A 21,431-nucleotide genomic window follows, 5' to 3' on the forward strand; every position below is an offset into this window, starting at 1 on the left:
TAAGGGCCGGGGCGACGGTTCCGAGAAGGCCTGCCGGGGCGCGCTCGCGGATGCGTCCGTCGAGACGCCACGCCTGCTCGAGGAGCGCCGCAAGTTCGGCGATCATCCCGGACGCTTCGGCAGGGGCGAGAGGGCGGGGGCTGACGTAGGACATGAACCTCACCAACCGTGAGAGCGAAGGCGGGAGCCGCGGAAGAAGACGCGGGTCCGATCGAGGCTCGGCGCGAGGCGAGACCGAGGCGTCTGCGCTGGTATGGCCGGACGGCTTCGGGCGGCGGCAGCGCGGGCCTGGTCAGTGCGCTCCTGCTTGGCTCGACCCCAGGCAGTCCGCAGGCCGATCGCCATACGACGGCCCCAGGACAGTCCAGAGCGAAGCGCGAGCTGCCGAGCAATCCGGACGGCTTCGTGCATGATGGCGGGTCGGATGTAGCGGCCGGCAGTCACCAGAGCGGCAAGGCGGTTTTCATCGCGAACCGTGTGGGCGAGGAGGGCGATGGAGGCGGAGATGCGCATACGACTCCCCGTCAAAGCATCGAGGCGAAGGCGACGGCGTAAGCGCCGACGACTACGACCATGACGGCGGCGAAAATCTCGCCGTAGGAAACGCGGAGGCGGTCCGTGGGACCAGTCTCGGGTCGAGGGGCCCGGAGAGAATTGAGGCAGGAGGACATCCGGCGAACCTTGTCTTTTCGTCTGATGTCAGCTAAATTGCATAGTGCTTGCGGAAAAGCAAGAGGAAAAACGTGATGTCAGACATAAAAGCGATGTTGCCGCATCAGTGCCGAGCAGGGCGAGCGTGCCTCGGCTGGTCCAGGGACGATTTGGCTAAGCGGTCCGGCGTGTCCGTCGCCACCCTAGCCGACTACGAATCGGGCAAGCGGACGCCGTACGGACGCACGCTCGCCGACGTTCAGCGGGCGCTAGAAGAGGCTGGCGTTGAGTTCATCCCCGAGAACGGCGGCGGTGCAGGTGTCCGGATGCGCGAGAGAGGGACGAAGGCATGAACGCGATCGCGAACGCCACCGTAGCGCGCTTAATCCGGTACTTGCCATGCTGCTTGCGAGTGACTCGGGCAGTCATAAGGCCTCCGAGCCAGGGCGCCCTGCAAACGGGTCAAAACGGCGCTCCTGCACCCTCCCTGGCCTATCTAATGACGATCCAGGCGAGGAACGACAGGGCCGCGAGTGCGACGAGGTCGGCCAGCCAGGGCCGCCGCATCGACAGGCGCTGGTACACTGAGGCATGATCGCCCGGTATGGACCGGATCGAGAACCAACCCACCGAGGGCCGCCTCGTGGCCGTCCGCGTTCTAGAGGGCATGCTGCTAGCCCTCGTCGTTGGCTCCATCGGATATGCCGCCCTCGACTATTGGAACACCGACTCGCCGTTCAGCCTGTGGCTCGCCGTGATGGTGGCGCTTCTGGCCTTCCATCCGCTGATCAGGCGAGCGTTCAAGGGGCACCCACTGACATACCTTCTCCAAATCGTCATTGGTGGCCTAACCGTGTTTACGGTCGTTGCTTTGTTCTGGCAGTTTAGGCGGACAAATGATGCGTGGGTTTTCCCGCTCGTCATGTTGCTGTTCGCAATGGTCTTCTGGTCGGAGACCCGATTCCGCATCCTCTACGGTCATTGGAAGCAGGGCTAGTTCGCCCCGACCAGACCGAGGAGCGGCCCCAGCGGCCCCGCGATCGGCGGCAGCTTGGGAGGAGAGGAACGGGGCCGTGCCGGCGCGGCAGCGGCAGGGCGCCCGCCGCGGCCTCTGCAGCCCTCGCCAGCGCCCGCTGGTCGGCAATTCTGGACGCAACAGCTCCGGCACCCCTGGCGACGCCGTAGGCCGCCGCAGCGCCAGCGGGGCCGCCGCTCACGAACCCAAGTCCGGATAGCAGCATGTTGAGCTTGCCTTCGTGCTTCCGAAGCGCCTCGAGCGACCGCACCAGCATCGGAGCCGTGTCGGAATTCGGCGAGGCCGAGCCACCTGCGATCCGCGCAGGCGTGAGGGTCCGCATCGTGTTCCCGAACGCCTTCATGGTCGCCCGTTCCTCGGCCGAGAACATCACCGTGGCGAGGCCGCGCCCATCCTTCTCGAGGAAGTTGGAGATCCGGTTCGCGATAGCCTGAGGGCCGAAATCTGCCGTCGCGCCTTCCGGCTTCGCCACCAGATGCTGCCATCCAGCCTGCCGGACCGCGGCCCACGTCTCGCTCTCGGCTCCGACGACATCCCGAACGCCCTTCGCGAATTGGATCGAGGCCGTGTTCCCGGTGAGCGTGGACTTGCCGAACAGGTTGTCGATGACGGCCTTTGGCTCAAAGTCGTCCTTGCCGAGCGTCTTCACCCAATCAGGCACGGACTCGCGGGCTGCAGCCGCCGTGCGCAATCCGGACTGAACCGAACGGAGACCCGCGACCTGAGCATCGCCCAGCAGCTTGTACGTAAGCCCGCGCCCCTCGCCGGAGAGGGCCTTCTGAATGTTGTCGGAGATTTTCCCATGATCGAGGCCGTCGCCCACGATGCGGCCGAGATAGCCCCGCTGGGTCTGTGCCCACAGCTCCGGCGGCAGCACCTCTTTGAGGCGATCGGCGAGCCGCATGGCCCGGCCGGTGTTCCCGGTCAGACTGGTCCCGTACAGGAGATTGGCGACCTCCTGAGGTTGGGCATTCCGATCCACGATTTGTTGCATGGCGCGGCCGACGTCGTCGCCGGGACCCTGAGGGCGATACGTCCGCTGATAGTCCCGGAACAGGCCGCGAGCCTCGCGTAGGCGCCCCAGAACGGCATCCGAGCCGGAGAATAGCCCATCCGCCATGGCCGCTTCGACGCGATTGTCGAACGCGTCGATGATCGAGGAGACGGCCCGCATGTCGGTCGCGTTGCCGGTCGCCTTGGCCGCCGAATAGGCCGAGACGAGCCGCTTGCGGGCCTGGTCGACGCCCTTCATGTCGAGGGCGCCCGACGTCGTCTCAGGAACGGCCGCACGACCCGAAGGAGCCGCAGCAGCAGGAGCAGCACCAGCCGGAGCCGGACCACCGGCCTGCATGGCCCGGAACTCGGCTGCCGTCATCCGGACAGGATCTCCCGGAGTGCCAGTGCCGACCGGCAGCGCGGCGTCCGCCGTCGACCCTTTCGCCGCTTTCGCGGTCAGGATATCCGCCGCCGAGAGCGGACCCTGACCAAACAGCCCGGCCTCGTTCACCTGCTGGCCCGCATCGCCGATCGCCGAGTGCATCGCGAATGCGGCCTTGTCCCGGTTCACCCGCCCGGTCAGATTCTCGCCGTACACGAGCCGCAGCACCGCATCGGTCTCGGGCGAGATCCGCGAGAAGGCGTCCTGTTGGGCAACCGCCTCAGGCAGCTTGAGCCCGCGTTGCCGGGCCGCCTGGACGAGCTGCGCCGCCTCGAGCAGGGGCTTGGACAGATCGGCCCCCTCCGCCACGTAGCCGCCAGCGATTGACTGTTTGAGCTTCGCCACCTCTGGCGCGACGTCCTGTAGGACCCGGCCGAACGCCTTGATGGTGTCGTCGCCGACCTCGGCCAGCGAGCTGACGAGCTGCGAATCCCCGTAGGCGCGATGCAGGAGGGCGCTGCGGAGGCGCTGTTCGCCCTCGATCGACAGATCGCCCGCCTTCGTGACGAGCGCCCCCTCCTCGCCCTTCGGGATGGATTTGACGAAGGCCCGGACGAACTCGCGATTGCCGACGTCCGCGATATCGCCGCCCTGGTAGAGATCGAGGGCGCCGGCCGGGAGGCGTTGCGCGTCCGAGGCGGCTTTCTCGGCGGCGCCCATGGAGAGACCAGCTGAGGCGTTGGCCTCCTGCGTGAAGGCGACGCGCTCCGGCGCCGAGAGGTCGGACGTGCGAGCCCGCACCAGGACCGGCTCTTTCATCCCTGCGGTGTCGTAGCCCTGGCCATTGAGCCAATCCCGATACCGCTTCCCGCTTTCGCCGCCCTCGGCATAGGCCCGGCGAATACCCATGACGCGGCCGTTGCCGCTTTCGACCACAGCGTCAGGGCCAACGACCGGAGCACCCTCGCGGGCCGAGGGCGAGGCGCCCAGCCATTCCGGCTTCAGGTCAGACGCGATCTCCTGGACCTGGCGCTCGGCAGCCGCCCGCGATCGATCCCGAGGCTGCAGCTCGGCCGGATAGGACGGGTTCGGCGTGAAGTCGGCCGTGTGCGAGGTTTTCAGGCCGCCCGCATCGACGAGCCGATACTCGATCCCGACGCGCTGTCCGGAGGGCGTCAGGATGGAATGTCCGGTCGCGGGGGCGAAAGCCGCCGAGCCGCCCGAATCGCCGCCAGCGGCGTCAGGAGCGGCCGGCCGGGCCGGTCGAGGAGCGTTCCCGAGGATACCGGCGGGCTGAGGCTCAACGCCAGCGAGGCGCTGGGTCGGAATGCCATCCAGCATTTGCAGGGCACGATGCGCGGCAGGCGTCAGGGTCGAATCTACGAACACGTCCGACGCCCGATCGCGCCTCGGACCTCGTTCCCGACCTTGTCGAAAACGCCCGGCTCGAACCGTCCCGGCATGGTCGCCACATCGGCATAGGCCTCGCCATAACGAGCCTTGTCGGCCGCAGCCCGGCCGCGCACACCGGCCGCCACGTCGGTAGCGGCATTGATCGGATCGGCCGGAGCAAGCCACTGGCTGGCCCGTGCCGCCGCGGCTTCCTCGCCACCGGCTACCGTTTCGGCGAGACGCTGAGAATTGCGGGCGAACTCTCCCACCCGAGCGCCGGCATCGAACGGCCGCTCCACCAGGTCGGCCCCACCGGCAATCTGCCGACCGATATCGCCCTTTGCGGCCCCGACCTGCCGTTCCTGTTCCTGAAAAAAGGTGCGCATGGCCTGGCCCGGAGGCGTGTCGCCCCCACCCCGCGCCATCATGTTCTCACTGGCCTGTTGCGCGTAATCGCCCGTCGCCTGGCCCTTCGTGAGGTTGACCCCGAATTGCCCAGCCTCGGCCTCGCGGGCAATGGCAGGCGAGACACCCTTCGGGAATGCGTCAGGCAGCGCCGCAGCGGAAGTACCAGCACTCGCGCGATCGGGCGAGACCATGTCACGGAACTTGCCGATAGCTGGAGCCACGACCTTTTCGAGCACTCCATGGGCAACGCCGCCAATGCCAGCCCCTACCCCCGCATGCGTCAGCGCCTTCGCGACCGTGTCGGGCTCCGCAACACGGTCGAGGCCGCTTTCCGCGAGGCTGGCCACGCCCGAATAACCGCCGACCGTCGCAGCCGTGTTGGCAGCCCGCCGGGCCATGGTCGCGCCGCCGAGCACGTTGGCGACGGGAAGCCCCAGACTGCCGACCACACCCGCGGCGACGCCCAAATCCCGCGCACCAGGCGATTGCCGGCCGAGGGCCGAGAGATGATCGCCCGCGAGGTCAAAGTTTTGCCGAAACGTACGACCGTTGCCGAGTGCCGTGGCAATGCCCGCGCCGATGTTCCGAGGCAGCCCCATCCCGACCATTTCGGCCGCGTTCAGGAGCGTGGCGGAGGCACGGTTCGTGATGCTGTCCGGCCCGACCAGCATCTCGTCCGCTTTGCGGGTTAGACCGTACCCGAGCGCCGCATCCGGCCCCGTCTCAGTCTGGATGCCGTTGTAGCCCGAGAACCGCTCCTGAGTGGCCCGGGCGCCGGTTGCCTCGTCGAAACCCAGCCCGGCCGGCACTGACGAGGCAGACGGAGCAGACGGGGCCGGCGCTGCCGCCGGAGCCGAGCCGCCGATCGTCTGCGTCAGAGCCCTGTGCGCCGTGGCGGGATCGGTCGCGTTGACCTCGAAGACCCGGCCGTCAGGCGTGGTGAGTTCGAAGGTGGGCATCAGCGGAGCTGCCGAATGGTCGTGCCGTCAGGCATCGTCGTGAGAGGGGCGCCCGTGGCCGTGGTCGGCGGCAGGCGCTCGTCTTTGTGGAGGCCGTACTTAGCGTCGAGCGCGAGCGCGCTGTTGAGCTGGGTCCGGAGTCGAGCAAAAGCCTTCTTGGAGGTGCTGGGATCGCTGGATTGCAGGGACGGAAGGTCAGCACCAGCCAAGGTGCGTTCGAAGTTGGAGACCGCGCCCTGGCCTTTGAGATCGACGGCAGCTTTCGCGTTCTGGACGGTCGCGATCGCGTTGTCGAAGTCGTGCCGAGCAATTTCGTTTGTTCGCGCGCTGCCGAGCCACCCCGGCGACATTGCATCAAAGCTTCTTGCCACCTTGCTAGAAGAAAGCGGTCCCGTCCCGCCACCCTTCGCGGCTTTGTCGAAGGCGGCCTCTGCATCATTGAGGGCGGTCATGATCCGGCCTGCGGACCGTGCGCCCTGTGTCGCTCCCTCGGCCTCCCTCGTATAGGCCTGCTCGCGCGACGTGGCCCGCGTGTCAGCACCTTTTCGGGCGGCCTCGGTATCGATGCCGGACCTCACCAAGCCCGGTGCATCCTGAGCGGCCTCGCCCAGGCGCACGACCTCCGGACGGTTGTCCGTCATACCGGCGCGCACAGCCTGCTGCTGACGGTTGGGGTCCCCGGGATAAGCGTATTCCGCAACCTTGACCGTCTCCGGCCGCTTGTCGAGCTGCTGGCGGATGATTGCCTTGCCTTCCGGCGAACCGATCGGGATCCCGATGGAGGTCAACGCCTTCTCGGTCTCGCTCGGATCGAGGTATTTCAGTGCGCGGTTCAGCCGGAACTCGGCATCCTTCGCGATAGCCTCGCCCATCGGGCCGGGCATCATCCGACCGCCCATGGCAGCACGACGTGCCTCCCTGATTTCGTCCTGAGCCCATACCCGCATCGTCGTCGTGCCGGGCGCCACGTTCGGCGGCGGCCGGGACGGCTTGATGTCGAGGCTCGGCACGGCCAGCGGGATCTTCGCGTTCGACGCGAGCTGACCGATAGGCAAGCCATTCGCATCGGTCCTGGCCGTAACGCCGGCGGCCGGCGCAGCATCGTCGGGCAGAGCCGGAACAGGAACCCCGAGCGCAGCCGGACGAGCCGGCGGAAACGGAGCCGGCGCGGTCGCGGCAGGGTTGCCACCGTAATCGGCCGGGACGTCGCGATACAGGTCCTTAGGGGCACCCGGAGGCGGCCGGAAGGACGAGGCGTCAGGGCTGGCGACAACGGCCGGCGTATCCGGGACCGCGATGCCGCCCAGCCCGCCCAGCCCGCCCATACGCCGCGGCACGGGAGGCGCGGCGGCAGGCGGCGCGAGAACAGACCCGGCGGGGCCTGCAGGCGTCCCGTCGTCGTTCGGCTGAGGGTTCTCGATGCCGGAACGCTCGAGATAGGGCCGAGCCATCGCCATTTGCTTGGCGCTGTTCGCCTGTGACATGAACAGAGCCGCAGCCGTGTCGTTGTAGGCAATTTTGGCCGCAACATCCTGAGGGACGCCCGACTGTGTCAACGCGAGAGCCAGAGCACCACGCTTGTTCTCCTGATCGCCTCGAGCATTCGCCGCAGCGATGCCGGCCGGGAAGCCCGAGAGAGGCGCATGGCTAGGGGACGTGAGGAGAGAATGCCCCAACGCTGCGAACAAATTTCCGGGGTCAAATCCGCCAAGGCCACCCAGGCCACCGATGTTCGCCATATCTGAATCCTTCAGGCGGAGCCGGCGCAGTTGCCGACCTCGCCGGCTTCCGCGAGGGACGCTTTAAGTAGCGCGTGTGAGGACTGGATGTTTTCGAAGAGCCGAGCCACGTCGTCTGGCGTTCCGGGGATCCGGCATCGAACGACATCCGCCAAAGCGCCCAGGTCGGCCTGCTCCCTCTCGGCCGAGGAGGCGATGCGGTCTGCCAGCTCGCCGAGGCGGCGGTCTATCGTCGTCGTCTGGACCGGGGCGCGAGGCGGCTCCGCCGTGACGAGCGTGGACAGGTTTCGGCCCAACGCCACCATGGCATTGAATGAGGCCCGCCCGTCCGTCATGGCGGCCTCGGCTATTTCAAGGGCGTCGCCCAGCGTGGAGGTGTCCCCAGGCGCATACCGGAGGCGAGCGCGTGCATCCGTCAGGAATTCGGCCGCGAGGTCGAGGAATTCGAGGGCGCCGACCCGCTTCGCCGTGATCGCCTCGGCCAGGGCCGTAATGGTCGCCTCATCCGGCATGAGAAGACAATCTCTCATGTATTCACCTTGATCCTGCCCGACGTCGACCCGTTGAAGTTAACAATGGGTCCAGACGTTGGGGCCATCATGTCGATGGTCACGTTCACGCAATTACTCGCGATGTAACCCATCGTGTCACAAGAACGAATCAAACCCTCGAATTTACCATCGGCCGCATTTAAGAAAAGCACGCCAGTACGCGTGCCACCATCATTTCCTGCGCCGCTGATGTGGCAATTAGTAAAGGAATGTCCGTTCCCGCCGTTGACCTCGATACCGCGCCATTCGCCAACGGCAGGCGTGCCTGGGTTCGGTTGTAGCCTGTAAACGTCTTGTCCTGTCATTTGACAGTCCAAAGTCTCGTAAAGCCAAATGTTCCGGTCATAGCAATTCCAGTGATTGTTGCTAAACCAAAATGCCTGACCCCGGTAAGTTTCCGCGACGCCGCCGGTTTCCGTACCAGGGTGAACCATGAAGCCATTTGTGCAAGCCACGGCCTCCGAATTGCTTAACATCAATCCTTCGACGTAACCGTTTGCCAAATACACATGGTTGAAATACGTTGCCAGAATGTTCTCTATTTTCATGGCGACACAGCAATACTGGCGATAAGTGGGTGAGCCCACTCGACTATCGAGATCGTCCCACGCAATGAACGTACTGCCGTTAAGAGGACGGCTCGCAGGCATACCGAACGCTCTCACATTTCGCATGGTAGGATACCATGTGTTGCGCAGCATGAATGCGTGAAGAAATGTATTCGGCGTCACATCAGCACCGCCTACCGGCGAGCTGTAGAGTTGTAGGTTTTCAATAAGAAGCGGCGTTCCTACCGCCGTACTTTGAGCAAAGGGATACCCGATATCGAAAATCCGCCCCAAAGGGAGAGAGACAGTCTCGAACGTCAAGAAAAGGTCTTTGATAACGCAAGGCGTGGACTGATTTGCGAACTCAAGTGTCAGCCATGTGCTGCCTTGGGGGGCCGCAACAATGATTTTGGTCTGACCGGGCGTACCCCGAAGAAGAAACCCCTTCGTCAGACCCGTCCGGACGATGTTGGACGTGACGCGAATGGTACCTGCGGGCAACGGCATCGCGCCCCCTGCGAGCAGACTGTCGTCGACGAATTGGACAAAGGCCGCATCCGAACTCGTGACCCCGGTCAGATCCACGCCGGCATAGTCGCGAAGGTCAGGAACCTTCTTGAAGTTGACGCTGTCCCAAGGGGTGGCCCCCCACACCGGCCGCGTTTCGAACGCGGTCTGTCCAGTCGCTCGGTTGACGTCAAGCGGAAGGCCTTGAAGTACCCCAGCATCGTTGAACCTGTAGAGGGCGAAATTCGACCCCGCGTTCGCACCCGATTCAGCATCGCCCGTAACGCCCCACTGCATGCGGTTGGCGGTGCCCGTTCGCCCCCCGAAGAGACGAAAGGTCCCGACACCACCGGAAATGTTGGCCTCGCCAGCGAAAACAGGGTTGGTGACTGGCGACTTCGCATTGAGCGCGGTTTGCGTCGCCGTCGAAACCGGAAGGCCAGCAGTTGTGAAGGTCGCCGCCGTTCCGAGTCCGAGGTTCGTTCTGGCCGTGGTGGCGCTCGCGAGATCGGAGAGGTTGCTGGCCTTCTGCGAGGCCCCTGTGATCCGGCTGTCGTCGCCCGCCGCGACCGTGCCCGTGCCCGTTCCGACATTGAGCGCCGCGACCCCACCGAGGGTCGGCTTGCTGGTCAGGTCCGGATACGAGCCCGAGGTCGCGACCGCGGCAAGGCCCGTGATCGTCGAGGCGGACTGAGTTCCGGTGTGGCTGCCGCGGGCTAAGAGCGTGGCGTCGGGAGAATTGGCGGTAGCGCCAGCAGCGATCCCGGAGAGCTTGGTCCGCTCGGTTGCCAGGAACGCTTTGTTGATCGTCCCATCGGTCAGGGTGTCGGCGCTCTGCGTACCGGTGTGACTGCTCCGAGCCCGCAAGGCCGCGTCGGTCGAATTGACGGTCGCGCCCGCGGCGACGCCGTCGAGCTTGCCCTTGTCCGCGCCCGACATGAAGCCGGCGGCACTGTTCGCCGTTGCTGCCCCGTGGGCGCTTGAACTGGCCGAGTGAACGTCAATCGCGGCATCGACGAACGGATCGACGAGATCGGACGCCAAAACGCTCCGCACGGTCCCGCCCTCGCGGTCCAGCAGAACGGCGTCAGCGGCGTCCGGCTTCGTGACGCGCGGAAGCGCAAAAACTCGCTTCGTGGCGTTGGGCAGTAGGGCCACGGAGTGTTCTTAAACAAGTCCGCCTGAGCCGAGAGGCGGTTGAGCCTTCTCGTCCCACGCGATGGGATTGCGGGCCTCGTCCCACACGATGGGGTTGCCGGCTTCGTCCCACACGAGAACAACGACCTGCTCCTCCTGCAGCTCGGATTCGGTGTCACTCTCAATCACGAGAGCATGCGGCACGATGGGGAGGACCGCGGCTTGAAACCTGAGATTTCGTTGGGAGAGGTCGCACATCGGGAGCGCTCCGGACGAAAAGGCGCTTCGCTCAACAGGTGCGATAATTGGGGCCTGGTTGGGCACGGTCGGTCCTCTGGTAGAGCTGGGCTTGGCGATGGTCGCGTCAGGGCGCACCGTGACGGAAAGGCCAGAGGGCGGACGCACCGCCTGAGTAGGCCTAGCCTACTCCCGACGCGCCCGAGGCGTCGGTCAAATTCAGTCTAGACAGAACTCATCGATAAGCAACCCCTATCGAGAATTTAGAACCCATAACTAACACACGACTCAGACGATTGTGACCCGGCGGTGAGGCAGAGGAATGGGCTCGGGGTGAACTAGCATTGGAGCCGAGTATTCAACCCTTTCCGGGGTAGATGCCGGAGCGGTGATCTGCGGCTTATCCCGGTGCGGCGAGGCGACGATGATGCGGACGATGTTGAAGTCGCCGTCCCGGACGTCATGCCCGATCGACTTCAGGTACTCGTCCAGATCCATGCCCTCGGGAACGCAGTCAGGCCCGGTGAGCAGGATGCGGTTGACCCGCCGCTCTCCCGTCTCGCTTACGGCACGCTCTAGCGCCTCTATGCGCTTCGCAAAGAACCTGTTCATCGGTCATTCCCCTTCGGCAGCTTCGCCTCGATCGCCTGCAGGCGGCGCTCGAGGTCGCTGGTCTCGATGGCCTTGCGGCGGATCTCGATCACGCCGGCGACGGTGCTAGCCTCGTCTGGGCTCATCTCACCAGCTGCCATAGCGACAGTGATGGCAGACATGGCGCCATCTACGTCCGCGGCCGTCGCGATTGGCGGGAGCGTGAAGGTGATCGGCGCCCCGCGACGCACGGGATAGATGCGTTCCAGCACAAGACGAGCCGCCACCATGTCGCCGCCCTTCGCGGCTTTCGTCACGGCCTCCACAATATCCTTCGCGTCGTCGGCCATGAGCTTCTCGGCCATGATCGTGCTCGCATGACGCGCTCCGGCCGGGCGTCCTGGGTTGCCCGGGCGGAATGGCCGGCCCCGCGTTTTCCCCGCGTTTTTACGCGGCGGGTCAGAACCGGCCATTCGTTGACTCCCCGTGCATCCAAATGCGTCCTGTCTGATGGTCTACGCAGGACCAGCGGCCGTCAGAGGAGCGGGCGCACGACCTACCGAGGAGCACATGGAAAACATTGACTTGTTGCCGTTGGACGGCGCTGCCGAGGCCCCGATCATTTACTTCGACGGAGCCCCAATTCTCGGTGTGATCCCCGGCGTGGGTCGCGTCACACTGGAAGCCTTGGTGCAGGATCGGCGGGGTGACGGAACAGTCTTCACGCGTCGGGTTGTAGTCGCCCATCTTCGTGGCAACGGCATTGCCTTCGGGGCCCTGCGATCCGCGATCGAGCAAATGGAGCTTCTGGCGGAAGGCCCGCCAGCCGATACGAAACCGAACTGAGAACCTTTCGCCTGGCGCTACGCTCGGCATTGGAATGATCCTTCCTGGATATCCTGGTAGGTGGAGAGCACCCGCCGCCGATCTAATGGGCTGAGCCGCCCGAACTCGGCATGAGCGTCCCGGAGCACGTCGGAATCGCCGTCCGTGATCTCGGCCCTCAGGAGGGCAAGGTTGGCATCGTGTCCCCGCGGGCCGGCGAGAACCTTGACCAGGGCTCGGAGCGACCGCAGCCGCGCCTTGCGCTCGGCCGCGTCTATGCCGGGAACGAACGGGCCCCAGGTCACGCCGCCGCCTTTCGGCGAAGCTCAGCGCATTCCTCGGCGAAGCGCCGCTTGTAGGTATCTACGCTGTCGTGCTCCCGGTCGTAGTCCGTGACCGTGCCGTCAGGGCGGATCAGCGCCCAGTTCGTGCCATCCGGGAATTGCCCCTCGTCCGTGATCGGAGCCATGGGCCCGCCATCAAGCCCATCGTAGCGGAAGGCCAGGACAGTGGTCGTCGCAAAGAACGGCTCGCCCTCTTCGTCCACGGCGCGGATGGCCTGGTATCCAGGCGGCGCCGGTAAAATAACACCAGTGAACTTTGAAAGAGCGCTGACGCCTCTGCCGACCACGAGCGTCCGGCCGTCGCTGAACGTGACACGGGACCGGCCGCCCCGGGTCGAAATGGCGGGCAGCTCCTCCACGGTCTGGATCTGGTTCGTGTTGATGATGACGTCGCTATCGATCTCGATCAGCATGGAAGTCTCCTATTCGGGTGACGGGTGACGCTTGGTGACGTCAAATTCCGGTTTCCCCTCACGTGCGTGCACATGTACGTGCGCGTATGGGGTGGATGCCTTTTCAGGTGTCACCATGTGTCACCCGTCACCGTCCCGGCTGAATGGCTGCTTTTGCCTGAGCCGAATGCCTGCCCAACCGCGGACGGTTTTCGACCGATGCTTGCGAATACCGTGGCGGCGCATTGCTGGCGCGAAACTCTTCGTGCTCCCGGGTGCGTCCCCCGCGGCTTTCGCGTACGCCGTCCAAGAGGCGAACAGCTCCGAGGTTTGTTCCCATTTGTGGTCGTTCCCGGGATCGAGGTCGCAGGCGTCGGCGAGCCACTGGCCGAAGAGATCCTGCTCGACGAAATAGTCGTCCGTCGCCGACACGACGCTGGCCGGGGTGATGAGCCCGTTTTCCTGCCAGTCGAGGCAGCCGGCGATGATCCACCGCAGGATGGCTGGCCGCTCGCCCCGAAGCCTGTCCTCGAGCGTTGCGTCGGGCTGGGCCGGCTTGCGGACGAACGGGACGATGCGGAAGCGGCGTCGGGCGGCCTCGTCCACGTTGCGGAGCGCAGGCTGGTGGTTGCCGACAATCGTCAGCTTGAAAGTCGGCAGGAAGGTGAAGTTGTCTTGCCGCATGAACCTCGCCGTGATGAGGTCGCCGCCGGTTAGCTGCTTGATCCTGGCCTCCGCCCAAGCCCGGCCTTCCTCGGTTTCCGAAGCCGTGACGAGCCGAGCGCCCCTAAGCATCGCGAGGTCAGTCGTGTGGCGATCGCCTGCGGAGGCCGTAAACGTGTCAATCGCCGCCGTCGTCGCGTAGTCCCCCAGGATCGAGGACAGCACGTTCAGGAACACGGACTTTCCGTTCCCGCCCGGCCCGTAGATGAAAACGAGCGCGTGCTCCCTGGTGCTGCCCGTGAGGGAGTAGCCGCACCATTGCTGCAGGAAGCGGATCAGCTCGACGTCGCCGCCTGTGGCCTGATCCAGAAAGGCGAGCCAGAGCGGGCAATCGGGTTCGTCCGCGGGCGCCACGGCGGCCAGCTTTGTGATGCCGTCGGCCTGATCGGAGCGGCGCAGCTTCCCGGTTCTGAGATCGACCGTCCCGGCCGGCGTACCGAGCAGCCAGGGATCCGTGTCCCACGACTCGGCCGTAACCGCGAACACTGGATCCGATCGGCAGAACCGCTCGACGCCGGCCGCGAACGACGTCTTAGCGATAGTTCCGCGAGCCTTGGCAGGAGCGGCTTCCGCGAGACCGCGGGCGAGTTCGCGCGCCCAACGGAACGCGAGCCCCGTCCGGTTCGGCCGCCAAGCGACCTTGTCCCATCCGAACCAGGCGCCGGTGTCGTGACAGAACCTCAGCCGTCCAGCGTACTTTGCCGCAAACCGGATGGCGGCCGCGTCCTCCGTCGCAGCGTCGTGAGCGGCCTTTCGGCCACCCCCTTGCCGGGGTGCTTCGTCGTAAGACGCCGCGCCCGGTTCGAGGTCATCGAGGTCGACATAGTCGGTCATGCCGCTTGCCTCCGAAGAGCGGCAGGCACGAGTATCCGCGGCGCAGGCCGGGTGAGAGCGGTCCGAAGCTCCCGGGCATGTTCGAAATCCTCGGCCACGAGCGGGCCGGCATCGTTCAACCAAGCCGCGGCGAGGCGCGGGCGCATGATGACGACGCCCCGGCGCCCGGCCCGAAGCCAGTCCAGCGGGTTGCGCCAGACAGGCAGGCCGTCGTGCTCGGCCATTCGCATTGCGTACGCCTCGGACTGACCGATGCCCCAAGCGGTGCCCCGCCATGAGGCCACGCGGGAAAGCGCCGGCTGCCAAGCGACGATGTCCGACGGCTCACCATGCATGTCCTCGATGAGGAACAGGAACGCGCGCGCGCTCCGAACCGAAAGGCTTCGCTCGTGCTGCTCGAACGAGAACCGGCCGTCATCGCCGAAGACCACGTGGCCGGCCCGAACGGGGGTCGGCGTGTCGATCGCGGTCGCGGCGACACCGTGCCGGACCAGGTCGCCTCGCTCTCGAGGAAGCAGGTCAAAGTTGCTGGCAAACGTGCCCGTGATCCGAGCGAGGGAGTGACGGACGCTCATCACCGGCCCTCCTCGTTCGGGCCCAGGCCGGCAAGCGCCGCCACGGTCGCTGCGAGCGGGGCCGTGATCCCGAAGCGCATGGCCAGGCGCCGGGTTACGACCGCCTGCAGAACGTCTCGATCCGCGAGGTGCGGTCGAAGATCGGTCGTCGAGGGTGACACCGTCTGCCGGCGAGAGGCGGACGCGAGATGACGTTGAAAGGGATTACCAGGCATTTTGGGGCTCCATCAGGAATAGAGCCGCCGAAAGGAATTGAACGCTGGTCCGCCGTCGCGTATATGGAGCTTGCCAGAACCATTATCGTGACGATCAGCCCTCGCTCTGCCTTACGGCGGCGGCGAGGGTTTTCGTTAGGCGGCCAGCCGGGATGGCTGGTGGGCGGGGAGAGCGGCGAGCCATGTGTCGGCGTCGTCGCGGGCGATCATCGTCCTGCCGCCCAGGCGACGTGCAATCAGACGGCCTGCGTTGATTTCCGCGTAGGTTCGGGTCCGGCTCATGCCGTAGTCGGCCATGAACTCGGCGACGGTGTAGAGGCGCTTGGCCAGGTCAGGGCCGCGCGTGAGGCCTGACATGTGTGGGCTGGCGACGTTCGGATGCTGCATGTAAGTCACTCCGGAACAGCATGGGATGCCGTTCGGAGAACCAGATACTAGAGGTCCTCGACGGATACATTCGACAACCTTGGACATGTCCAAGCTTGTCCATGTTTGTCCAATTATCTGCCGCCGAAGAAACGGTGGATAGTACGTCGGGACGGCAGCGGCTTCCGCTTTGCCGACTTCATTGCATCAATGATCAGGTTGTCTCGCTCTTGCGGGGTCATTCCCGTGGGCGGGTGCCCGTCGCGCTCCGGCCATAGTGCAAGGACGAAGGAGCGTATCGGATGCTCCCGTTTCTCCTTTATCGCGATCGACACTTCAGTCGCATCGGGATCCTCGCTGGACGCAACGTCAAATGGGAATAGCGCCTTCACATCCGCCGATCGGAACGTAATTGGAGCAGCCACGCCCCCGGGCGCTTTTCCTCGGATAAGGGCACCGTTCCGGTCGATCACCTCTGCGGCGTCGATCGTCAGGTGAAGGCGCGCGCCAATGAAGCGGTGGTTGCCTTCGGGCGGATCAAGAGGATGAAGGGTTTTCTCGACCAGAGCCTCGACCAGCTGCCTCCAGGCCTCGTCCGGGGGCATTCTAAAGGTCTGATCAATCCACTCTCGATTGTCCGGTGACCATTCCTGACCCTCTTGAAGCGGACCTTGTGCGGGGATCGTCGAGATCCCCGTCAATAAAACAGTCCAGCTCTGGCCCTGATCGGCGACCAAGGCTTCGTCGGCCGAGACGATCCACTTCAGAGCTTGGTCGACGGTCCAGATTGTCGACATTAGGCCCGCCGCAGCTCGACCACGTTGCTAGTATCAGCGGTCACGCTGCCTCCGATGAACGTGGCCCAGGCGTCCATCATCGTCCGCCGCTTCTCCAGAGCGTCGCCACGACGATAGGCCCTCTCCGTCTCGTCGCCGACTGCGTGGGCGAGCGCAGCCTCGGCGACCTCGCGCGGGAAGCTCGTCATTTCGCCCGCCCAATCCCGGAACGACGACCGAAACCCGTGCGGGGTAGCCTTAACCTTCATCCGGGTCAGAAGCGCGTCGAATGCCATGTTCGACAGCGGCCGGTCGGCGCGATGGCTCGGGAACACGAAGTCGCCACGCCGAATCTTCTCGACGTCGGTCAGGATCTCGAGCGCGCGCTCAGTTAACGGAACGCGGTGCTCTTTCCCGGCCTTCATGCGATCGGCCGGCACGGTCCAAACCTTGGCATTTCGGTCGATCTCACCCCAGCGGCACCCCAGCACTTCGCCTGAACGGGAGGCGGCCAGGATGCTGAACTCCAGGGCAAGCGCCGCGACGGCCTTCCGCTGCCGCAGGTCGGCGATGAACGCTGACATCTCCGGGTATGGCAGGGCGGCATGGTGGCCCCGCGTGAGCCTGCGCCGTTTGGATAGGAGATGGTCGAGATGGCCGCGCCAGCGCGCCGGGTTCTCGCCCGTACGGAGGCCCTTGGCTCTGGCTGCGTCTAAGACGCGCTCGATTCGGCCGCGGACGCGAGACGCGGTTTCTGCCTTCGTGGTCCATATCGGTTGGAGCACCGCAAGGATGTCGTTGGTCTTGATCGTGTCGATGGGTCTGGCGCGCAGCGCGGCGGCATACGTGTTCAGCGTCGATGACCACTGAGCGGTATGCTTCGCGTTCCGGAAGCCCTTGGCGATCTCAGGCACGAGCTGATCGACGAACGCGCCGAACGTGACGACATCCTGCCGGCTTTCAGCCCGGCGCTTCTCACCGATAGGGTCGAGGTCAGAGGCCAGGAGCTTGCGGGCCTCGTCGCGCTTGCGGCGGGCCTCGGCCAGCGAGACAGCCCCGAGGCCCCCCAGCCCCATCTCTTTCTGCTTGCCGTCCCGGCGATAGATGAAGAGCCAGCGCTTAGCCCCGGCAGGATCGACGATGAGGTACAGCCCGCCGCCGTCGGAATGCCGGCCGGGCTTGGTCACGGTCGCGACCCCCCGAGCGCTCAGCTTGTCGATCTCGCGGGCCATCTTCTCCGTCCTACCCCAGCGTCAGCCCCAGCGCCTGACCGGAATTGTATAGGACAATACGGAACGACATCAACATGGCCGAGCCCGTGCTCCCCTCTGCAATCAGGGCAGGGCGGGACGGCTTGGGACGATCTGGAACAGGGATTTGGCGGAGAGGGAGGGATTCGAACCCCCGATGCCCTTGCAGGCATGCCGCATTTCGAGTGCGGTGCATTCAACCGCTCTGCCACCTCTCCAAGCCGTTGGGCAGCTTACGCATTCTGTGACGAGTGCGAGGGTGGTTGAATTCCTTGCCGTCGCCGAGTTGCTGCCGAACGTCCGGGCGCTTCTCTAGCGCCTGCCGGGCGGGATCGTCAACGCGAAGCGGCGCGACGTGCTCTTTCCGCTGCGGGTTCTTGCCGGGCCGGCTTTCGGGGTCACGCGCCGTCCGGTCAGGCGAGGCTGGGCGGTCGCTGGTCGGGTGTCGGGACGAGGTCGTCCAGGGGTACGGGCGCGGCATGCGGGCGGGTGGCCAGCATGGCGTCGACGAGGGCCAGGACCTCGGCCCGGCCGCAATTCGCGGCCTGTTCGAAGGGGGTCCAGGTCTGGCCGAAGGGGAGGGCGGCGAAGACTTCGCGGTAGCGGCGGAGTTCGGCCAGGGTCAGGGGAACGCCGCGGACGAAGGCCTTGTGGGCCGAAATGGTGCGGGCGCGGCGCGGATCGCCGGAATCGAGCTCGAATTTCAGCGCGTCGCCGCAGAAGAGGATGCCGCGGCCGCGGTCGAACAACACGGCGTGGCCCTCGAAATGACCGCCGGTCACGTGCAGCTCCAGCCCGGGAAGAGGCTCCAGACGATCGTCATAGGGCCATGATACCCGCAAAGCCGCCGACCACAGGAAGTCGCCGACGGGGAGCGCCAATTCCGGATCGAAGCGGTCCTGGATCTGCCAGAGCGCCCCGTAGCTATGCGGGTGCGAGGCGGACAGGACGTCGACCCCACCGAGCGCCGAGAGATGCGCGAGGGCCGCTTCGCTGAAGACGGAGCAGGCCTCGAACATCATGTTCCCGGCCGGCGTCGTGACCAGATAGGCGGACGGGCCGATCCCGTTCACGGGATCGTTCCAGTAACGCCAGATCCCGGGCTCCACCTCCGCCCAGTGGCACGGAAAGTTGTCCCGGGCCTCGGCCTCGGTCCAGAATCGCCACCCGGTCTGCGGGACGACGTGGCGGGCGTCGAGGCAGAGCGGACAGTCGGGCGGCGGCGCGAACTGGCGCTGCCAGGAGCCGCAATTGTCGCAGAGGTAGGCCGGCAGATCGAGCGCGTCCTTGAAGGGAAGGTAGCCCGGGCTCACGCGGCGGCTCCGACGGCGGGCCGATCGGCCAGGATGGCTGCGGCCTCGGCCAGGACGGCCGCGCAGCGGGCCGGGATGGCCGGGTCTGTGCATTGGATGGTGGGGCTCGGATGGCCCATGAGGAGCACCGGAAGAGGAAGGCGGGCGGCCCGGAGAGCGGATTCGGCCATTGCTGCCGAGCGGCCGGCCAGGACGGCGACGGCGAGGCGCGGCAGGAGGGCGAGAAGCGCCGGCAGTTCGGCGATGCCGGCCTGCCTTTCGGCGCGTGACGGCGCCCGGTTGCGGGCGCCCTCGGCGTGGATGATCCAGGGCACCGCGTTCCAGATCAGGGTGTCGCGTCGGGCGATGCCGGCCCGTTCCATCATGGCTCGCAGGTTGCGGCCCGTGCCGGAAGGGTTGTCGCGCGAGACGATCATGGTCGGGCGAATGCGCGGCCCGGGCGTCTCCAGCAGCAGGAGAAGGCGCGCATCGGCGCCGCCGTCCAGCGGATCGGGATCAGGGACGTCGCCGTGCCGCGCGCGGAGGTCGGCGAGATAGGGCCGCAGCGGCCCGAGATGCGGCGAGCGGCTCAGGGCTCGGCGGCGCACGACTTCGTCCGGGTCGGAGAGGAGGACGTCAGGCATCGGCCGCCATCGGCGAGACGAGATCCGCCAGATCAAGCAGCCACGCGCCCTGGAGTCGGAAGCGCTCGCGTCCGTCCGACGAGGCCGCGAGGCGGTCCCAACCGGCGGCGTCGCCGAACTGGAAGCCGAGCTGCGACGCGTAGGCGAGCGCTGCGTCGCGTTTCGCGGCCAAGGCAGCCTCGTCCAGAGTCATTTCAATTTCCGGCAGCCCGGCGAAGCGCTCGCGGAGCGGCTCGCGATCTGCGGCCTTCACGCTGTAGGGGAAGTCGCGCCACCACAGGATGGGGTAGGAGGGCGCGACAGCGTCGAGCGCGCGCACGACCTGGACATGGTCGACATGGCCGCCGATCGCCTGCGTCGCGAGGATCAGCGCCGGCCGGTGCCGCGCGGCGAGATCGGCGATCGCTGCCGTCAGGGCGGGCCCGACCGCGTCGTCGTCCCGCAAAGCGGCGAACAGCTCGGGTGCGGAGCCGTAGCCACGATGCGGCGCCTCCTGGAACGGAAGCCAGGCCGGCTCGGCCCCGAGGGCGGCGCAGGAGCGGGCATCCTCGTCGCGCCGGAGCGCCATGTAGTCGACCTCCGGGCCGAGCCCCTTGTCGAGCTGGCAAGCGAGCGCGAAGCCCGTCGGCTCCGGCACGCTCTGCGTGAAGAGGGTCGCGATCACGACGCGCCAGCCGCGTCGGGCGAGGAGGGCCAGCGTCCCGCCGCATGAGAAGGCCGCGTCGTCGAGATGCGGCGACAGCGCGAGTGCGACGGGGCCGGGCGCCTCCGTCACAGGAGATGCGGCTCCGCCCGGAAGCGGCAGGGCGTAAGCGGGAGCGTGGTCGGGAAGCCGAGGTCCGGCGCTGTGCCGGCGAGCCGGCCGTAGATCGCCATGATCTGCCGCGCGACGACCTCCCAGGAATAGGTGGCGCGGCATTCGGCCAACGCCGCGCCCGAGAGCCGGGCCCGCAGAGCCGGGTCGGTGACGAGCCGCTCCAGCGCATCGGCATGGGCGGCGATGTCGCCGGCCTCGGTCAGGATCGCGTTGTCGCCGTCGCGCAGGCAATCCACGATGCCGACCGAGCGGCAGGAGGCGATGGCGAGGCCGGAGGCCATCGCTTCAAGCACGGTGTTGGAAAACCCCTCCGCATAGGTCGGCGAGGCGAAGATGTCGGCCTCGCGGTAGAGGCTTGGCACGGTGTCGTAAGCGGCATAGCCGCTGAAGCGCACGCTCTCGAGATTGTGCTCGGCGGCGCGGACGCGCGAGGCATCGAGATCGGGCCCGATGCCCGACACGGTCGCGGCCACCTCGATCCCGCGCTCGCGCAGAAGAGCGAGCGCGTCGATGAAGTCGAGGGCGCCTTTCCGGCGGTCGACCCGGCCATGGTAGAAGATGCGGAGAGGTCCGTCGGCCGGCCCCGCTGCGCCACCGTCGGCAGGATGGAAGCGCGCCGTGTCGACGGCGCCCGGCACGATCGTGAAGCGCTCCCGCGCCGTGCCGAGCCGTCCGGCGACCTCGTCGACGAAGCTCTCGCCGCCGATCAGTACTGCCCCGGCATGGTCGAGGACACGGGTCATGGCGAGCCGGTGCGTCTCGCAGCAGGAGCCGACCCAGTGTCCGTCGCCGCCCTGGATCGAGACGACATTCGGCACGCCGAGGCGCTGGGAGGCGAGGAGCACGGCCCAGCCGGTCGGGTAACCGTATTGCGCGTGCAGGATGTCGAAGGGCGCGCGCCCATGCTCGGCCGCGATCGTGTCGACGATCGTGTCGACGTCGCGCTCGAAGTCGCCGCCCTCCTGCTCGCCGACCTGCTCCAGGCCGATGACCCGCACGCCCGGCACCGCGGGCGGCGGTCCGCCGCCATAGACCCGCGTGCCGAGCGGGTCGCCGCGATACTGGCTGATCATCGTGACGTCGTGCCCGGCCGCGACCAGCTCGCGCAGGAAATTCTGCGCGTAAACGCTCATGCCCGAGATGGCCGGGAAGTAACGCCGCGAGACGAAGCAAATGCGCATCAGGACGCCACTCGCCTCGTCGGAACTCCTCCCTCCTCATGCTGAGGTGCTCGCCCGACAAGG

23 protein-coding genes and 1 tRNA gene are annotated in these 21,431 nt (G+C 66.4%); 3 read left to right on the top strand and 21 right to left on the bottom strand.

The features are described 5' to 3' along the window. Nucleotides 1-764: 764 nt before the first annotated feature. A complete protein-coding gene (locus ACFE87_RS15610) occupies nucleotides 765-1,004 on the top strand; it encodes a helix-turn-helix domain-containing protein (protein ID WP_375460630.1) in 240 nt (79 codons plus the stop codon). Between the two features lie 251 nt (nucleotides 1,005-1,255). Next, nucleotides 1,256-1,648: a hypothetical protein gene (locus tag ACFE87_RS15615; protein ID WP_375460573.1), complete on the top strand. Its 393-nt coding sequence runs from the start codon at nucleotides 1,256-1,258 to the stop codon at nucleotides 1,646-1,648. Here ACFE87_RS15615 and ACFE87_RS15620 read toward each other — a convergent pair. The 8 genes from ACFE87_RS15620 to ACFE87_RS15655 form a co-directional block, all read right to left on the bottom strand. Then, nucleotides 1,572-4,454, bottom strand: coding sequence for a hypothetical protein (locus tag ACFE87_RS15620; RefSeq protein WP_375460574.1), 2,883 nt, complete (start codon nucleotides 4,452-4,454; stop codon nucleotides 1,572-1,574). The genes ACFE87_RS15615 and ACFE87_RS15620 overlap by 77 nt on opposite strands. Beyond that, the gene (locus ACFE87_RS15625; protein ID WP_375460575.1) at nucleotides 4,445-5,674 is read right to left on the bottom strand and encodes a hypothetical protein; all 1,230 of its coding nucleotides are present in this window, start codon (nucleotides 5,672-5,674) and stop codon (nucleotides 4,445-4,447) included. The genes ACFE87_RS15620 and ACFE87_RS15625 overlap by 10 nt, the downstream gene beginning before the upstream one ends. A 149-nt stretch (nucleotides 5,675-5,823) precedes the next feature. Next, nucleotides 5,824-6,879 carry a hypothetical protein gene (locus ACFE87_RS15630; protein WP_375460576.1) on the bottom strand — a complete coding sequence of 352 codons (1,056 nt, stop codon included), beginning with the start codon at nucleotides 6,877-6,879 and terminating at the stop codon, nucleotides 5,824-5,826. 695 nt (nucleotides 6,880-7,574) lie between these two features. Further along, on the bottom strand, nucleotides 7,575-8,093 hold the full coding sequence (locus tag ACFE87_RS15635) for a hypothetical protein (protein WP_375460577.1): 519 nt from the start codon (nucleotides 8,091-8,093) through the stop codon (nucleotides 7,575-7,577). Beyond that, complete coding sequence (locus ACFE87_RS15640) at nucleotides 8,090-10,213, bottom strand: hypothetical protein (protein WP_375460578.1); 2,124 nt, start codon at nucleotides 10,211-10,213, stop codon at nucleotides 8,090-8,092. Before ACFE87_RS15640 ends, ACFE87_RS15635 begins: the two co-directional genes overlap by 4 nt. Nucleotides 10,214-10,336: 123 nt before the next feature. Next, complete coding sequence (locus ACFE87_RS15645; RefSeq protein ID WP_375460579.1) at nucleotides 10,337-10,564, bottom strand: hypothetical protein; 228 nt, start codon at nucleotides 10,562-10,564, stop codon at nucleotides 10,337-10,339. A gap of 267 nt (nucleotides 10,565-10,831) precedes the next feature. Then, a complete protein-coding gene (locus tag ACFE87_RS15650) occupies nucleotides 10,832-11,155 on the bottom strand; it encodes a hypothetical protein (RefSeq protein ID WP_375460580.1) in 324 nt (107 codons plus the stop codon). Beyond that, nucleotides 11,152-11,499, bottom strand: a complete 348-nt coding sequence (locus ACFE87_RS15655) for a hypothetical protein (protein WP_375460581.1) — start codon at nucleotides 11,497-11,499, stop codon at nucleotides 11,152-11,154. Before ACFE87_RS15655 ends, ACFE87_RS15650 begins: the two co-directional genes overlap by 4 nt. A 205-nt stretch (nucleotides 11,500-11,704) precedes the next feature. Here ACFE87_RS15655 and ACFE87_RS15660 point away from each other — a divergent pair, with 205 nt between their 5' ends. After that, nucleotides 11,705-11,980 (top strand): hypothetical protein, encoded by a 276-nt coding sequence (locus ACFE87_RS15660; protein ID WP_375460582.1) that lies wholly within the window; start codon nucleotides 11,705-11,707, stop codon nucleotides 11,978-11,980. A gap of 17 nt (nucleotides 11,981-11,997) precedes the next feature. Here ACFE87_RS15660 and ACFE87_RS15665 read toward each other — a convergent pair whose 3' ends face one another. The 13 genes from ACFE87_RS15665 to ACFE87_RS15725 form a co-directional block, all read right to left on the bottom strand. After that, a complete protein-coding gene (locus ACFE87_RS15665) occupies nucleotides 11,998-12,264 on the bottom strand; it encodes a hypothetical protein (RefSeq protein WP_375460583.1) in 267 nt (88 codons plus the stop codon). Beyond that, nucleotides 12,261-12,716 carry a hypothetical protein gene (locus ACFE87_RS15670; RefSeq protein WP_375460584.1) on the bottom strand — a complete coding sequence of 152 codons (456 nt, stop codon included), beginning with the start codon at nucleotides 12,714-12,716 and terminating at the stop codon, nucleotides 12,261-12,263. Before ACFE87_RS15670 ends, ACFE87_RS15665 begins: the two co-directional genes overlap by 4 nt. A gap of 120 nt (nucleotides 12,717-12,836) precedes the next feature. Then, complete coding sequence (locus ACFE87_RS15675; RefSeq protein WP_375460585.1) at nucleotides 12,837-14,252, bottom strand: phage/plasmid primase, P4 family; 1,416 nt, start codon at nucleotides 14,250-14,252, stop codon at nucleotides 12,837-12,839. After that, entirely contained in the window at nucleotides 14,249-14,827 is a 579-nt protein-coding gene (locus ACFE87_RS15680; protein ID WP_375460586.1) for a hypothetical protein, read from the bottom strand. The genes ACFE87_RS15675 and ACFE87_RS15680 overlap by 4 nt, the downstream gene beginning before the upstream one ends. Further along, nucleotides 14,827-15,042: a hypothetical protein gene (locus tag ACFE87_RS15685; RefSeq protein WP_375460587.1), complete on the bottom strand. Its 216-nt coding sequence runs from the start codon at nucleotides 15,040-15,042 to the stop codon at nucleotides 14,827-14,829. Before ACFE87_RS15685 ends, ACFE87_RS15680 begins: the two co-directional genes overlap by 1 nt. Nucleotides 15,043-15,177: 135 nt before the next feature. Further along, complete coding sequence (locus ACFE87_RS15690; protein WP_375460588.1) at nucleotides 15,178-15,429, bottom strand: helix-turn-helix domain-containing protein; 252 nt, start codon at nucleotides 15,427-15,429, stop codon at nucleotides 15,178-15,180. A gap of 113 nt (nucleotides 15,430-15,542) precedes the next feature. After that, nucleotides 15,543-16,205 (bottom strand): hypothetical protein, encoded by a 663-nt coding sequence (locus tag ACFE87_RS15695; protein ID WP_375460589.1) that lies wholly within the window; start codon nucleotides 16,203-16,205, stop codon nucleotides 15,543-15,545. Next, entirely contained in the window at nucleotides 16,205-17,416 is a 1,212-nt protein-coding gene (locus ACFE87_RS15700; RefSeq protein ID WP_375460590.1) for a tyrosine-type recombinase/integrase, read from the bottom strand. Before ACFE87_RS15700 ends, ACFE87_RS15695 begins: the two co-directional genes overlap by 1 nt. A 146-nt stretch (nucleotides 17,417-17,562) precedes the next feature. After that, nucleotides 17,563-17,652 (bottom strand) — tRNA-Ser (locus ACFE87_RS15705). 195 nt (nucleotides 17,653-17,847) lie between these two features. Continuing rightward, nucleotides 17,848-18,747, bottom strand: coding sequence for an MBL fold metallo-hydrolase (locus tag ACFE87_RS15710; RefSeq protein ID WP_375460591.1), 900 nt, complete (start codon nucleotides 18,745-18,747; stop codon nucleotides 17,848-17,850). Further along, nucleotides 18,744-19,370 (bottom strand): uracil-DNA glycosylase family protein, encoded by a 627-nt coding sequence (locus tag ACFE87_RS15715; RefSeq protein WP_375460592.1) that lies wholly within the window; start codon nucleotides 19,368-19,370, stop codon nucleotides 18,744-18,746. Before ACFE87_RS15715 ends, ACFE87_RS15710 begins: the two co-directional genes overlap by 4 nt. Then, on the bottom strand, nucleotides 19,363-20,145 hold the full coding sequence (locus ACFE87_RS15720; RefSeq protein WP_375460593.1) for a PIG-L deacetylase family protein: 783 nt from the start codon (nucleotides 20,143-20,145) through the stop codon (nucleotides 19,363-19,365). Before ACFE87_RS15720 ends, ACFE87_RS15715 begins: the two co-directional genes overlap by 8 nt. After that, complete coding sequence (locus ACFE87_RS15725; RefSeq protein ID WP_375460594.1) at nucleotides 20,142-21,368, bottom strand: glycosyltransferase family 4 protein; 1,227 nt, start codon at nucleotides 21,366-21,368, stop codon at nucleotides 20,142-20,144. Before ACFE87_RS15725 ends, ACFE87_RS15720 begins: the two co-directional genes overlap by 4 nt. Between the last annotated feature and the right edge of the window lie 63 nt (nucleotides 21,369-21,431).

Source organism: uncultured Enterovirga sp. (genome assembly GCF_964242715.1).
GTDB lineage: Bacteria > Pseudomonadota > Alphaproteobacteria > Rhizobiales > Beijerinckiaceae > Enterovirga.

Coding starts and splice junctions, on each gene's coding strand:
- ACFE87_RS15715 (WP_375460592.1), bottom strand. CDS start 19,370: ATGCCTGACGTCCTCCTCTCCGACCCGGACGAAGTCGTGCGCCGCCGA.
- ACFE87_RS15725 (WP_375460594.1), bottom strand. CDS start 21,368: ATGCGCATTTGCTTCGTCTCGCGGCGTTACTTCCCGGCCATCTCGGGC.
- ACFE87_RS15695 (WP_375460589.1), bottom strand. CDS start 16,205: ATGTCGACAATCTGGACCGTCGACCAAGCTCTGAAGTGGATCGTCTCG.
- ACFE87_RS15670 (WP_375460584.1), bottom strand. CDS start 12,716: ATGCTGATCGAGATCGATAGCGACGTCATCATCAACACGAACCAGATC.
- ACFE87_RS15615 (WP_375460573.1), top strand. CDS start 1,256: ATGGACCGGATCGAGAACCAACCCACCGAGGGCCGCCTCGTGGCCGTC.
- ACFE87_RS15690 (WP_375460588.1), bottom strand. CDS start 15,429: ATGCAGCATCCGAACGTCGCCAGCCCACACATGTCAGGCCTCACGCGC.
- ACFE87_RS15610 (WP_375460630.1), top strand. CDS start 765: ATGTTGCCGCATCAGTGCCGAGCAGGGCGAGCGTGCCTCGGCTGGTCC.
- ACFE87_RS15655 (WP_375460581.1), bottom strand. CDS start 11,499: ATGGCCGAGAAGCTCATGGCCGACGACGCGAAGGATATTGTGGAGGCC.
- ACFE87_RS15675 (WP_375460585.1), bottom strand. CDS start 14,252: ATGACCGACTATGTCGACCTCGATGACCTCGAACCGGGCGCGGCGTCT.
- ACFE87_RS15635 (WP_375460577.1), bottom strand. CDS start 8,093: ATGAGAGATTGTCTTCTCATGCCGGATGAGGCGACCATTACGGCCCTG.
- ACFE87_RS15700 (WP_375460590.1), bottom strand. CDS start 17,416: ATGGCCCGCGAGATCGACAAGCTGAGCGCTCGGGGGGTCGCGACCGTG.
- ACFE87_RS15645 (WP_375460579.1), bottom strand. CDS start 10,564: ATGTGCGACCTCTCCCAACGAAATCTCAGGTTTCAAGCCGCGGTCCTC.
- ACFE87_RS15685 (WP_375460587.1), bottom strand. CDS start 15,042: ATGCCTGGTAATCCCTTTCAACGTCATCTCGCGTCCGCCTCTCGCCGG.
- ACFE87_RS15650 (WP_375460580.1), bottom strand. CDS start 11,155: ATGAACAGGTTCTTTGCGAAGCGCATAGAGGCGCTAGAGCGTGCCGTA.
- ACFE87_RS15680 (WP_375460586.1), bottom strand. CDS start 14,827: ATGAGCGTCCGTCACTCCCTCGCTCGGATCACGGGCACGTTTGCCAGC.
- ACFE87_RS15660 (WP_375460582.1), top strand. CDS start 11,705: ATGGAAAACATTGACTTGTTGCCGTTGGACGGCGCTGCCGAGGCCCCG.